Origin of the sequence: Marinobacter sp. (genome assembly GCF_041686475.1) — a bacterium.
Taxonomy (GTDB): domain Bacteria; phylum Pseudomonadota; class Gammaproteobacteria; order Pseudomonadales; family Oleiphilaceae; genus Marinobacter.
Genome location: NZ_JAWLDU010000023.1, coordinates 29,523 through 42,656, shown reverse-complemented (window position 1 = coordinate 42,656; position 13,134 = coordinate 29,523). Strand labels below are relative to the sequence as shown.

Genomic DNA, 13,134 nt, shown 5'->3' with positions numbered 1-13,134 from the left:
GACTGGAGCATCAGGGGATTAGCCTCCCGCATCGCCGCCTCCGATCTGATTACCGTTCTGTTGATCAGCCTGCTGCGCGTCGTCCTGATCGTCGTCCTGGTCGTCATCCGTTTCATTGGTCGCATTGATAATGCCCTGAGCCTGGCTGCCGTCGAAGTCAGGCAGGCTGAACGTCCTTAACAGCTCGCCAAAGCGCTCATGCTCCAGGGTAATTTCAATTCCCAGGGGTAACGGAATATCCGGGCGGGTCCCGGGATTCAGGTTTGCCATACTGGATTCGTCGGGCCAGTTATCACGCCAGTTGCGCTGGTCATCCAGGAAGCGAACCGAAAAGTCCGTCACATCTGCCAGCAACATGGTATCCCGGCTGTTGTCTTCCTGGCCCTGGTCTACGGAAACCCAGTAGCGACGGCGCAGTTCATCGCCGGTATACTCCCAGGCGACGCGCTGTAACGTACTTCGGCGGGTTCCAAGGGGGTTCCGCCAGCCCTGGCGAGTGAGTATCAGGGCGAAGTCGTCTTCACGGCTGGTAAGCGCGGGGTTGAAGTCGCCGTAGATATCGCGGCCGGGCCGATTGACGATCTGGGTGATATCCCGCTCCAGAAGCAGCATCGTGCGTTGAATGGCATCGAACTGATCAGCCACTTCGTTAACCCGGTCCCGGGACGCAACCACATTACCCAGCACCTGCCAGACTCCAATTCCGATCACCGCGGTTATCGTGACCGCGATGAGCATTTCCATCAGTGTGAAGCCATTGCGGACAACCGGCGGCCCCATTCCGGACTGCCTGAACACCGGAGCCGCCATCAGCTGTCACCAATAAAGGCAGAAAGAGTATGTACCGGCGGTGGCTCCGATTCGTTACCCCGGAAGCGGGCAACAGTAACCTCAACCCGCAGTATGGAAGGATCATCCGTACCAAGCACGGCGGTGGTCACCTGCCAGCGGAAGGGCCCATATTCGATGTTGTCGGTGTTTTCGGAAATTTCCGGAAGATTTTCCTGCAGCCTGAGTTCATTGACCCGGTTATCGGCCACCCATCCTGCCAGGGTTTTATCCCTTATGCGTTCGTAGCTGGAAATGTACTGGCTGCCAACTTCCGCCGCGGCGGTTGCGATCAGGCCGAATACCAGCAGCGCAACCAGAACCTCGATCAGTGTAAAGCCACGCTGGGTCCTCATGCTTCATCATTCCCTTCGCTTCCCGGATAATGCCACTCCATCGGGGAAAAGCCATCCGACGCGATGGTGTGCATTCTGGAATCGTCTCTGCCAAGGGTGAATTCCAGTTCGAAAGGCGTGGTCTCACCGCTGGAGAAAAACACCACATCCGGCCGCAGCCGGTCCTCCTCCGAGGCCAGCCTGGGCGTGTCATTCTCGATATACTCGGTAACCGTTATCCACTCCGGAAATCCCCGCATCCGGAACATCGGTTCGCCGGGAATTTTCCACTCCGCGCTCTGGTCCTCCCAGGCGACAAACCGGTAGCCTTCGTCCTCCAGAACCAGGCCCAGTTCGGTATTGTTGAGCACGGCCTGCTCCGAGGCGGTCTGCATCAGAAGGTACAACTCGCGGATTTCATTCTCCATTTCCCGGTCCCGTGAGCTTCCGCCCATGGTCATGACCGCCAGCGCCGCGAGCAGGCCTACCACCACCAGGACGACGAGAATTTCAATCAGCGTGAAGCCCGAATGGCGTTCCCTGGCGTGCACAATCAGTCCCTGACTTTCCACACACTGATGTCGGCGTCGTCACCCTCGCCACCTTCGCGGCCGTCCGCACCATAGGAATAGAGGTCGTAAGGGCCTTCACTGCCAGGGCTCACGTATTGATACTCATTGCCCCAGGGGTCCTCCGGAACGCTGTTCAGGTAACCCTCCGGATTCCAGTTGCGAGGTTCCGGGCTGCCGCTTGGCTTGGCAACCAGCGCCTCCAGCCCTTGTTGGGTAGACGGGTAATGGCTGTTGTCGAGACGATAGAGATCAAGTGCGTTGGCAATATTGCTCAGTTGGGTCTCGGCAACCGTTACCCGGGCCTGGTCACTTCGCCCCATGATGTTCGGGGCCACGATGGCGACCAGAAGGCCGAGAATGACCATTACCACCATTATCTCGATCAGCGTAAAACCCCGTTGTGCGCTCTGGTGTTTCATTGTCTTGCTCTTCATCGTTCCATGTCTCTGGGTTTGAAAATGGGCCTGCAGGCGATAACCACACAACGGGTCAGCCAACCAGGTTACTCATATTGAGAATCGGGAGCATGATGGCCAGCACAATGATGAGGACCACCACGCCCATTATCAGCAACATCATGGGCTCGAACAGGCCCACAATGGCTGCAATTTTCGACTGCAGGGTATTCTCCTGCATGGTCGCTGTCCGCTCCAGCATGCTGTCCAGTTCGCCGCTGGCCTCGCCACTGGCAATCATGTGCAGCATCATCGGCGGGAAATACCCGGTCTGATCCAGCGAGCGGTGCAACGAGCCACCCTCACTGACTTTTCTTGCCGCACCCCGCAGTTCCTGCCGCAGGTAATCGTTCGATAATACCTCGCCGGCAATACGCATCGCATCGACCAGGGGAACACCACTGGTGGTCAGTATGCTGAGTGTACTGGCATAGCGGGCGGTATTGACGCCACGAACCATGCCGGAGAACAGCGGCATATTCAGCAGGCTCTGGTGAAACCGCAGCCGGAACGAAGGCTTGCGCAGTGACCACCGGAATACGGCGACACCGGCGATAATAAGGATCAACAGGTAAAGGCCATAATTTCCCAGAAAATCGGATACCGCCAGCATGGCCGATGTCAGTGCCGGTAACTCCTGCCCCTGCTTCACAAAGACTTCAATGATGTCTGGCACCACGTAGGTCAGCAGGAACACCACAATGGCGATGGCAACGACGCTGAGAATGATCGGATAGATTGCGGCAAGCTGGATTTTCTGGCGCGACTCCTGACGGGCTTCTGTGTAGTCCGCCAGCCGGTTGAGCACCAGGTCAAGGTGCCCTGCGTGTTCACCGGCTGCCACCGTTGAGCGGTAAAGGCGCGGGAAAGCACGGGGAAACTCACCAAGGCTATCCGCCAGGCTGTACCCCTCCATGACCTTGGCGCGGATGGCAATCAACATACTGCGAATTCGCGGCCTGGATGACTGTTGGGCTGCCGCGGACAACGCCTGCTCAATGGGAATGCCGGACTGTATCAGCGTCGCCAGTTGCCGGGTAACAAGTGCTAGATCGGCCGTAGCCAGACCGCCACGACTGCCCAGGGGATTGCTGCGGGACTGTTTCTCTGTGGCGGGTTCCACCGCCAGCGGTGTCAGGCCCCTTTCGCGAAGCTGCTGACGCACCGCCCTGGGCGCATCTGCCTCGACCACGCCCTGCTTCTGTTTTCCACGGCTATCAAGAGCTTTGTATTCAAACGCTGGCATGAATCTACTTGCTCCGGTGGGTCACACGAAGGACCTCTTCGACCGTGGTCGCCCCATCCAGAATCTTCTGAACACCATCGGCATGGATACTCGGGCCGTGGAGCCGGGCCTCATACTCCAGATCCAGCTCCCCTGCCCGCTTGTGAATCAGGGAACTGATCTCTTCGTTCACCTCAACCACTTCGTAAATGCCGATTCGGCCCCGATAGCCCAACTGGTTGCAGTGCTCGCAGCCCTTTGCTCGGAATATGGTTGGCGGATGAGCGGCGTCCTGCTGCAGGAATTCGCAGTGCTCCTCGCTGGGCTGGTAGGGTTCGCGGCAGTCCTTGCACAGCACCCTCACCAGGCGCTGGGCAACGATGCCCACCAGGCTGGAAGAAATCAGGAATGGCTCGATACCCATATCCATCAGGCGGGTAATGGCGCCCACGGCTGTGTTGGTGTGCAGGGTTGACAGAACCAGGTGGCCGGTCAGGCTGGCCTGAACCGCGATCTCGGCGGTTTCCAGATCCCGGATTTCACCAATCATCACCACGTCCGGATCCTGCCGCAGAATGGCCCGCAAGCCTCGGGCAAACGTCATGTCCACCTTGGTGTTGACCTGGGTCTGGCCGATACCGGGCAGGTTGTATTCGATGGGATCCTCGACCGTGAGAATATTGCGGCTGCGGTCGTTGATTTCCTGTAGCGACGCATAAAGGGTTGTTGATTTACCGGAGCCCGTGGGGCCGGTGACCAGCAGGATGCCGTAAGGGCGATGGATCAGCTTGCGCAATATCTTCAGATCGCCGCCGGCCATCCCGAGGGATTCCAGGCGAATATTACCGGCCTGCTTGTCCAGCAGTCGCAGCACCACGCGTTCACCGCTGGAAGACGGCATGGTCGAGACGCGGATATCCACTTCCCTGCCTGCAACCCTCAAGGCGATCCGGCCATCCTGGGGTATGCGCTTCTCGGCGATGTCCAGTTTCGCCATGACCTTGATACGGGACACCAGCAGAGGCGCCAGGGCGCGCTTGGGCTGGACCACTTCCCGCAACACACCGTCCACCCGGAAACGGACCACCAGGCGGGTTTCATAGGTTTCGATGTGCACATCCGAGGCGCTGGTTTTCACCGCTTCCGTGAGGATTGCGTTGATCAGCCGGATAATCGGGGCATCGTCTTCCTGCTCCAGCAGATCCTCGGTTTCCGGTACGGAATCGGCAAGGGAGGCCAGATCCATATCATCCCCGATGCCTTCAACCATTTGCATGGCTTCGGCGGAATCGTTCTGATAGGCCGCATTTAGGGCAGCATCGAATCTTGCCGGTTCAATCGTGGAAAATCTGGCGCGGCCACCACTGATGCGATTGGCTTCCGCCAGTGCCGAATGGCCCGCACCCGGACGAACCAGGATAACCGGCTCGCCATCGTCATCACGGGTAAGAATTACGCCATTTCGCTTGGCGAACGTGAAAGGAAGACGGCCGACCGGAGCATCTTGCGGCTGAAGTTCTGTGTCTGTGTCCACGGTCGTCCTCGTTTTGTTGCCGGGGCCGGAAGGCGGGAGTTCCAGAAACCCTTTTTATTCAATTAATTCAGGCAGGCTACCATAGGATATGGAACCGCTGAATAACTCTATACACTATACTGCCAATAAAACTTTGCAGTCTGATAACCTGTGGGCCTTTTGTCGGCTCTCATCAGCTCTTTCGGGACAATCAATGCTTTTAACCAGCTCGAGGTTACCACTGTTACTCGCCACCGTCGCAGGCATTGCCATGATCACTGTGACAGCCTGGCAGGGATATCGTTTCTGGCAGAATGAAACCGGCACCACCACTGTGGCCTCCTCTTCGGTGAACGGACCGGCATCAACCGACATTCCCCGGGAACCCGACATCAGCCTGGGCTCGCTGCACCTTTTCGGAAAAGCCGGAGAGAAGGAGAACCAGGCCGAGCCGGACATAGAGAACCTTCCTGAAACCAACCTGCGGCTATTCCTCAGGGGCGTGCTGGCAGCCTCCGGGGATTTTCCCGGCAGCGCACTGATCGAGGACGACAAAAGCAAGACCGAAGCCTACCTGGTTGGTGATGAGCTGCCCGGCGACGCCAAGCTTCGATCTGTCCGTGCCAACCGCGTCATCATTGAAAGAGGGGGTAAACTCGAAAACCTCTATTTTCCGGACGAGGAGGATCGCTCGGGTGTCTCCCTGGCTTCAAGCCGGCCAGACGATAGCGGGAATGAACAGGCGCAGGCACAGCCGGTCAGTTCCAGCCAGTCTTCATCCTCCGGTAATGGCGGCAACAGTGAGCAGCGCCGGGAGGAAATCCGCCGGCGGCTCGAGCAGCTTCGTGAACGCCTGAGAAACAATAACTGAGAACGCCAAGGGACGCCGCAGTGTGTAAAGCTGGCAGGACCTGAACAGCCGGCGTACCCGAAACACTGAAAAAGGATTCGATATGCGACGCTGGAACGGCTGGGGTGATGACCAGTTCAGCCTGGAACTGCCCCGGAATGGGCGCAGATTCCTTGAAGAACGCATCGGTGCTGCGACACCACTCAGCGACACTTCCCTGGAGGCTGCCTGTGCACGGGTGCCCGCCAGCCGTTTGCCCGAGCATCCTGGAGTGGTCACAAACCCGGAAGACCGGGTTCGCCACGCCCGCGGCCAGAGCCTGGCGGACTGGCTTGCGATGCGAGGCGGCGATTTCGGCGTGTTCCCCGATGGCGTGGCATACCCCGAATCATCAGCGGACGTGAAATCCCTGCTGGACTGCGCTTCAGAGCATGGTATTTCACTGATTCCCTACGGCGGCGGCACCAGCGTTGCCGGCCATATTAATCCGATAGCCGGCGAGAACCCGGTATTGACGGTGGATATGGGCCAGATGAACCGGCTGATCGATCTGGACCGGGAAAGCCAGATAGCCACCTTTGGTGCCGGCACCCCGGGCCCACTGGTGGAGTCCCAGTTGCGGGCACTGGGCTATACCCTTGGGCACTTTCCCCAGTCATTCGAGCTTTCCACCGTTGGCGGCTGGGTAGCCAGCCGCTCCAGTGGCCAGCAGTCGTTGCGCTACGGGCGCATAGAGCAGCTGTTTGCAGGCGGCCGAATCGAAACTCTTCAGGGCACGCTGGACATTCCGACATTTCCTGCTTCCAGTGCCGGCCCCGATATCCGAGAGATCATTCTGGGCTCTGAAGGCCGGATCGGCCTGATCACAGAGGTGAAGGTACGTGTGACACCCTTGCCCGCCCATGAAAGCTTTCATGTGGTGTTCTTCTCCTCCTGGGAAAACGCCCGCACCGCTTGTCGCGAACTGGTTCAGAACCGCACCCAGCTTTCCATGCTGCGCCTGAGCAACGCCACCGAAACCGAAACCCAGCTTGCCCTGGCCGGCCATCCCGGGCTGATTGGCATGCTCGAATCCTACCTGTCCCTACGGGGGGCCAAAGACGGCAAATGCATGATGACCTTCGGCATCACCGGCAGTAATCGCCAGTGCAGCAATGCCCTGAAGGAAACCCGCGCTATATGTAGTGAGTACCACGGAATCTATACCGGCAAAAAGCTGGGCGACAAGTGGGCCGCCAAGCGCTTCACCATGCCCTACCTGAGGGAAGCACTCTGGCAGTTGGGCTACGCTGTAGACACACTGGAAACGGCGACCGACTGGGATAATGTGGATAATCTCTTAAAGCGGATTGAAGAAAACCTGTGTAATGGTCTGAATAAAAAAGAAGAATCAGTCCATGCATTCACCCATCTTTCGCACTTCTATCCCCAGGGCTGCAGCATCTACACCACCTATGTGTTCCGCGTTGCTGGCAGCTACGATGAAACAATGGACCGCTGGAAGGCCCTGAAAGACAGCACATCCGCTGTTATCGTCAATAACCGCGGCACCATCAGCCATCAGCACGGGGTCGGCAAAGACCACGCTCCCTTTCTGCCAGTCGAGAAAGGCGAATTGGGCATGCTGGCCATTGGTTCGCTGTGCCGCACCTTTGACCCTTCAGGCCTGTTAAACCCCGAAACTCTGGTTGAATGACAATGCCACTGACCCGTCCACAGAAACTTGAGCAGGTACAGACCCTCCAGAACGGATTTGATGTTGTTGTCATCGGAGGCGGCATCACCGGTGCCGGTGTTGCCCGTGAAGCCGCCGGCAGCGGCCTGCGTACGCTACTGGTGGAACAGAATGATTTCTCCTGGGGCACGTCCAGCCGCTCTTCAAAAATGGTTCACGGCGGACTGCGATACCTGGGCAGCGGTCAATTCAAACTGACCAGGGACGCGGTAACGGAACGGGAACGACTGATGGCGGAAGCACCGGGGCTGATCGACCCCCTACGCTTTGTGATGCCCCATTACCGAAAGCAGTTTCCCGGCCCCCGACTGTTCCAGATTCTTTTGCGGGTGTATGACCGGATAGCAGGTAACCCCTCACGGCAACGCCTCTCACCTGCGGAAACCCTGCAGTGGGTGCCTGGATTGGCAACCGAAAACCTGGTGGCAGCCAGCGGGTTTACCGATGCCGTCACTGACGATTCCCGGCTGGTGCAGAGAGTTATCGAAGAAGCCGAGGCCGATGGCGCCCTGTGCCTGAATTATCTGCAGGCAGACGCCATTATCCGGGATGGGGCCAGTGCTGCGGTCACCGGTGTGCAACTGCGCGATACCGGCACCGACGGACAGAGTTTCAGTGTCAGTAGCCGACTGGTGATCAACGCCACCGGGGCATGGGCGCAGGCGCTGCAACAGGCGGACGATGATAAAACCCGAATCAGGCCGCTTAGGGGCAGCCACCTGGTTCTGCCGTTCAGCAGGTTGCCGGTGTCGTGCTCAGTGTCGCTGTTTCACCCACGGGACCGGCGCCCGGTGTTCGCCTTTCCCTGGCAAGGCACAACGGTACTCGGCACCACCGACCTGGATCATGACGGGGATCTGTCCCGGGAACCTGCGATAACCCGGGAAGAACTGGATTACCTGCTGGAAATCTCGGCCACACTGTTCCCTTCAAGCGCCATCAACGTACACGACATCATTGCAACCTGGGCCGGGGTGAGACCCGTCGTCAGCGAAGTGAGTACGAAAGCAAAGGGACGGAAGCCCTCCCAGGAAAACCGGGAACACGTCATCTGGGCCGACAACGGCCTGATCAGCATTGCCGGCGGCAAACTGACGACCTTCCGACTGATTGCGCGTGAGGTGCTGGAACGAGCGCAAAGCCTGATGCCGGGATTTTCCCTTCGAGACGATAGCACCCCGGTTTTTTCTCCACCCACCAACCTTAACCGGCCGCCAGGCATCAGCCATCGCAACTGGGAGCGCCTGCTGGGCTTTTATGGACCGGCTCTTGATAAGGTGCTGACTGCCGGCTCTCACAACACCGTCGCCTCTTCCGATACCCTCTGGGCCGAGTTGGCCTGGGCCGCTGCCAACACAGGCGTTGTTCATCTGGATGATCTGCTACTGCGCCGCACCAGGCTGGGGCTGATTCTTCCTCATGGCGGCCAAGCTCTGTTGCCGGAAATAAGAACGGTATGCCAGCCAATACTGGGCTGGGATGACCACACCTGGGAGCATGAGCAGAGCCGTTATCTTGGCATCTGGCAAACCAGCTATTCTCTCCCCTCAACCGGCGGCGAAGCGGCATGAAGCCGGAAGATCCCCTGATTCTGGCCATCGACAACGGCACCCAGAGCGTTCGCGCCCTGCTGTTTGACACACGGGGCAACCTGGTGGGCAAAGGCAAACAGGACATAGAGCCCTACTTTTCCGAGCAGCCCGGCTGGGCCGAACAGCACCCTGACTACTTTTGGGAATCCCTGGGTCAGGCTTGTGAACAGCTGTGGCGGAACTGCGCAGCTGAGCCGGCACGGGTCGCCGGTGTTACTGTGACCACTCAACGCGGGACCGTTATCAACCTCGACAGCAACGGCCATCCCCTGAGGCCAGCCATTATCTGGCTTGACCAGCGCCACGCAAACATTGATGGCCCGGTGCCGGGCCCCTGGGGTTGGCTGTTCAAGCTGCTACGGCTTGAGCCAACCGTGAACCGGTTCCGCGAAAAAACCCAGGCCAACTGGATTGCTCAGAACCAGCCTGAGATATGGTCTGAAACCCATCGATACCTGCTGCTTTCCGGCTATCTGAATTACCGCCTCACCGGCCAGTTCCGGGACTCCATTGGTAGCCAGGTGGGCTATATTCCCTTTGACTACAAACGCCATCGCTGGGCGGGCAAGCGTGATTTCAAGTGGCGGACCATGCCGGTGACACCGGAAATGCTGCCGGAACTGGTCAAACCGGGGGATCGGATTGGCGAACTGACCGCCGAAGCCGCCGCCCACCTGGGTCTGACAGAAGCTCTGCCGGTGATTGCCGCAGCATCGGACAAAGCCTGTGAAATCCTTGGCTCCGGTGGCCTGAGCCCCGAAATCGGCTGCATGAGCTACGGCACCACCGCCACCATCAACACCACCAGCAAACGCTATATTGAACCGGTGCGTATGATGCCGCCCTATCCGTCTGCCCTGCCCGGGCACTATTCCACGGAAGTTATGATCTACCGCGGCTTCTGGATGGTGAGCTGGTTCAAACGGGAATTCGGCCTGCGCGAACAGACACTGGCGGAACACAGAGGCATCGAACCGGAAGTGCTATTCGACGAACTGGTCCGCGCCGTACCACCCGGGTCCATGGGGCTGATGCTGCAGCCTTACTGGTCACCAGGAGTACGCCAGCCAGGGCCCGAAGCCAAAGGTTCTATCATCGGCTTTGGCGATGTTCACACCCGCTCCCATATCTACCGCGCCATTCTGGAGGGGCTGGCGTATGCCCTGCGTGAGGGCAAGGAACGCATCGAGAAACGCAGCGGCATCCCCATTCGCAGGCTGCGGGTGGCAGGCGGTGGCTCCCAGAGTGATGCCGCCATGCAACTGACAGCTGATCTCTTCGGTTTGCCTGCCGAGCGAGCCCATACCTACGAAACCTCCGGCCTTGGTGCAGCCATCGATGCCGCGGTTGGCCTGGGGCTGCATCCGGATTTTCAAACCGCAGTAACCGCCATGACCCGCGTGGGAGACGTTTTTCATCCCCGGGAAGAAAGCCGCCTGTTGTACGAGCGCCTCTACCGGGAGGTGTATCTGAAGATGTACCCGCAACTGCAACCGCTATACCGGAAGATACGGGATATCACCGGCTATCCCGAGTAAAACAGCGCCGCCCAAGATTCTCTTGAATTTCAGCGCCAGTCCGGTAAAACTCTGAACCTGCGATAACAACAATTCCCTGGTTCTGCTCCAGCGCATTAAGGCACGCCCGATGGCCGTCGTAGATTACCTGATACCGTACGATTTCTCGCCAGTGACCATACTGGGCTTTGTGCTTGTGCTGGGCTTCTATGGCTACGGGCTGCTGAAAATGCCCGAGGAAGATCGACCAGGCAATGGCCGGATACTGGTCTTCGTGGTCGGGGTGATGATGTGTTACGCCGTCATGCAGACCCGCTTTGATTACTACTCCCAGTACATGTTCTTCGTTCACCGGGGCCAACACCTGATTCTTCACCACCTGGGGCCATTCCTGATAGCCCTCTCCAACCCCCTGCCGGTGATGCGTTTTCTTTACAGCCGGATCAAACCCGGGATCAGGCACGCACTGAAACCACTGGGATGGGCATACCGGTTCCTGCAGCACCCGGCCATTGCCTCCTTCCTGTTCGTGGGCCTGATTTACTTCTGGCTGTGGCCGCCTATTCACTTTGACGCCATGCTCAGCCGCGACCTGTACTGGATCATGAACTGGAGCATGCTGCTGGATGGTTTGTTGTTCTGGTGGCTCATATTTGATCCACGGTCCCCCGTATCCAGCGATGCCCTGGGCTATGGCAAACGGATTCTGTTATTGGCACTGGTGGCGCTTCCGCAGATGGTTCTGGGGGCCACCATTGTGTTTTCCCGGGGCATGGTCTACGACGTCTACGAGGTGTGCGGCCGCGCCTGGCCCATGCCACCAGAAACAGACCAATTACTGGGCGGATTGCTGACCTGGATTCCGCCAGCCATGATGAGCATCCTCGGCATCCTGATTATCCTGCGCCGTGCCATGCGGGAAGACGGCAAGGTAGCCCCCTATTCCGAAAAGCTGAAGGCAACCCATTCATGAGTAACAGATTCAAGCCTCACTTTCCCAGATCACTGTCCCTTACCGCCCTGATGACAGTTGCGGCGCTACTGACTGGCTGCTTCAGCGACGATGAATCCTGGCGTGGCAAGGACATCAGCGGCCTTATGCCAGAGCTGGCGTTTGAGCTGACAGATACCTCGGGCGACACCCTGACCGCCCAAGAAACCGAAGGCGAAATCCGGATGGTGTTTTTCGGCTTTACGTCCTGCCCTGATGTCTGTCCTGCCACCCTTCAAAAGCTTTCCCGTGCGGTAAAGGACATGCCGGGCGACCTGCAGAAAGACACCCGGATTGTCTTCGTCAGCGTCGATCCCCAGAGGGACACACCGGAACGCATCGAAAGCTATGTGGGTTTCTTCAGCGAGAGAGCCATCGGCCTTACAGGCGAGGAAAAGGCACTGCGGGAACTCAGCAAACGCTACCGCACCACGTTCGGCTACGACGACCCGGATACGGAAGGCAACTACAACGTCTCACACAGTGGTGCCGTGTATGTATTCGACCGCCAGGGAGACGCCCGTCTGCTGTTCAGGCCCGACCTGAGTGTCGATGATATACGGACGGATCTGGTGACTCTGGCCGAAGAAAACAGAAGCTGAGCATGGTCAGCTGGCGCTATCGCAGCCTTCGCCAACAGGCCCCCGTAAGTATCTGAACATGAAAGTAACACCATGGGGCAGGCTTGCACGCCATACCCGCCAGGTGTGTCCACCGGGAAAAATCTGGAGCCTCACCCTGTCTGCCTGGTGGGAGATCAGACTGCTTTCCAGCTCCGCTGCATAATGCGCAGCCTTGAAAGGGTCCCGATCACCGGCACTGATGTACATTGGTACGACCTTGTCCTGGGCCCTGTAGCTTTCCAGATGAGCGGTGTAATTACTCCTGGCCCAGAGCTCCTTGTCGAACTGTCCGGCCTCAGTGGCAAAAGCAGGATGATGCCAGGCTGAGGAGTTGTCCGGAGGCAACGGGTCGTAACTGGCCGGGCTGAACGCTGCCGCCGCCCCGAACAGGTCCGGCCGCGACAGGGCGAAACTTACCGCACCGTAGCCACCAGCGGACAGCCCCGCCACACCACGCCAGCTGCGTTCCGGCACAACCCGGAAGCGGTCCTCAATGTGTGGGATCAGCTCATCCAGAAACGCTGTTGCAGCAGGCTCATTGTGACCATCAATCCACCAGCTCAGGTTTCCGGGCATGACCACGATCGCAGGTGGAATCGTACCCTGGCGAATCAGCTTGTCCAGTATTGCCGTGACGTTCCCCTTTTTGACCCAGTCCCGATGACCGCCAAAGGAGCCGTGAAGAAGATACACGACCGGGTAATTACTGCAGGCGGAGTCATATCCTTCAGGGAGATAGGTGAGGTAACGGTAGGGCCTGTCCAAAAGACCGGAATCAAACTCACCCTCAACGATCTGACCGCTGGCCGCAGCGATTCTGGCAGATACCAGCCCACCCAGGATCACCAACAAACAGATCATTTTTCGTAACATCAGTAAACCTCCCGTATACTCCGCC

The 13,134-nt window shown here is 58.5% G+C and carries 13 protein-coding genes; 6 read left to right on the top strand and 7 right to left on the bottom strand.

The annotated features are described in order from the left end of the window. Window positions 1-18: 18 nt before the first annotated feature. From gspJ to gspE, 6 genes are read right to left on the bottom strand one after another with little or no spacing between them, the layout of a single operon-like run. On the bottom strand, window positions 19-810 hold the full coding sequence (gene gspJ / locus ACESMB_RS07540) for a type II secretion system minor pseudopilin GspJ (RefSeq protein WP_372925850.1): 792 nt from the start codon (window positions 808-810) through the stop codon (window positions 19-21). Next, entirely contained in the window at window positions 810-1,184 is a 375-nt protein-coding gene (gspI, locus tag ACESMB_RS07535; RefSeq protein ID WP_372925849.1) for a type II secretion system minor pseudopilin GspI, read from the bottom strand. The genes gspJ and gspI overlap by 1 nt, the downstream gene beginning before the upstream one ends. Then, the gene (gspH, locus tag ACESMB_RS07530) at window positions 1,181-1,735 is read right to left on the bottom strand and encodes a type II secretion system minor pseudopilin GspH (protein ID WP_372971236.1); all 555 of its coding nucleotides are present in this window, start codon (window positions 1,733-1,735) and stop codon (window positions 1,181-1,183) included. Before gspH ends, gspI begins: the two co-directional genes overlap by 4 nt. Then, a complete protein-coding gene (gene gspG, locus ACESMB_RS07525) occupies window positions 1,717-2,169 on the bottom strand; it encodes a type II secretion system major pseudopilin GspG (protein ID WP_372925847.1) in 453 nt (150 codons plus the stop codon). Before gspG ends, gspH begins: the two co-directional genes overlap by 19 nt. A 55-nt stretch (window positions 2,170-2,224) precedes the next feature. Next, entirely contained in the window at window positions 2,225-3,436 is a 1,212-nt protein-coding gene (gspF, locus tag ACESMB_RS07520; protein WP_372971235.1) for a type II secretion system inner membrane protein GspF, read from the bottom strand. A gap of 4 nt (window positions 3,437-3,440) precedes the next feature. Next, window positions 3,441-4,949 (bottom strand): type II secretion system ATPase GspE, encoded by a 1,509-nt coding sequence (gene gspE, locus ACESMB_RS07515; RefSeq protein ID WP_372925845.1) that lies wholly within the window; start codon window positions 4,947-4,949, stop codon window positions 3,441-3,443. A gap of 193 nt (window positions 4,950-5,142) precedes the next feature. On the opposite strand from gspE, the gene ACESMB_RS07510 reads away from it, so the two are divergent. From ACESMB_RS07510 to ACESMB_RS07485, 6 genes are all read left to right on the top strand, one after another. Beyond that, window positions 5,143-5,799, top strand: coding sequence for a type II secretion system protein N (locus tag ACESMB_RS07510; RefSeq protein ID WP_372971234.1), 657 nt, complete (start codon window positions 5,143-5,145; stop codon window positions 5,797-5,799). An 82-nt stretch (window positions 5,800-5,881) separates the two neighbouring features. Continuing rightward, a complete protein-coding gene (locus tag ACESMB_RS07505) occupies window positions 5,882-7,474 on the top strand; it encodes an FAD-binding oxidoreductase (protein WP_372971233.1) in 1,593 nt (530 codons plus the stop codon). 2 nt (window positions 7,475-7,476) lie between these two features. Further along, window positions 7,477-9,084, top strand: a complete 1,608-nt coding sequence (locus ACESMB_RS07500) for a glycerol-3-phosphate dehydrogenase/oxidase (RefSeq protein WP_372925842.1) — start codon at window positions 7,477-7,479, stop codon at window positions 9,082-9,084. Continuing rightward, complete coding sequence (locus ACESMB_RS07495) at window positions 9,081-10,643, top strand: FGGY-family carbohydrate kinase (RefSeq protein ID WP_372925841.1); 1,563 nt, start codon at window positions 9,081-9,083, stop codon at window positions 10,641-10,643. Before ACESMB_RS07500 ends, ACESMB_RS07495 begins: the two co-directional genes overlap by 4 nt. Window positions 10,644-10,752: 109 nt before the next feature. Next, window positions 10,753-11,595 (top strand): cytochrome c oxidase assembly protein, encoded by an 843-nt coding sequence (locus tag ACESMB_RS07490; RefSeq protein ID WP_372925840.1) that lies wholly within the window; start codon window positions 10,753-10,755, stop codon window positions 11,593-11,595. Then, window positions 11,592-12,215, top strand: a complete 624-nt coding sequence (locus tag ACESMB_RS07485) for an SCO family protein (protein WP_372971232.1) — start codon at window positions 11,592-11,594, stop codon at window positions 12,213-12,215. The genes ACESMB_RS07490 and ACESMB_RS07485 overlap by 4 nt, the downstream gene beginning before the upstream one ends. Before the next feature lie 6 nt (window positions 12,216-12,221). Here ACESMB_RS07485 and ACESMB_RS07480 read toward each other — a convergent pair whose 3' ends face one another. After that, window positions 12,222-13,109, bottom strand: a complete 888-nt coding sequence (locus tag ACESMB_RS07480) for an alpha/beta hydrolase (protein ID WP_372925838.1) — start codon at window positions 13,107-13,109, stop codon at window positions 12,222-12,224. Window positions 13,110-13,134 lie beyond the last annotated feature (25 nt).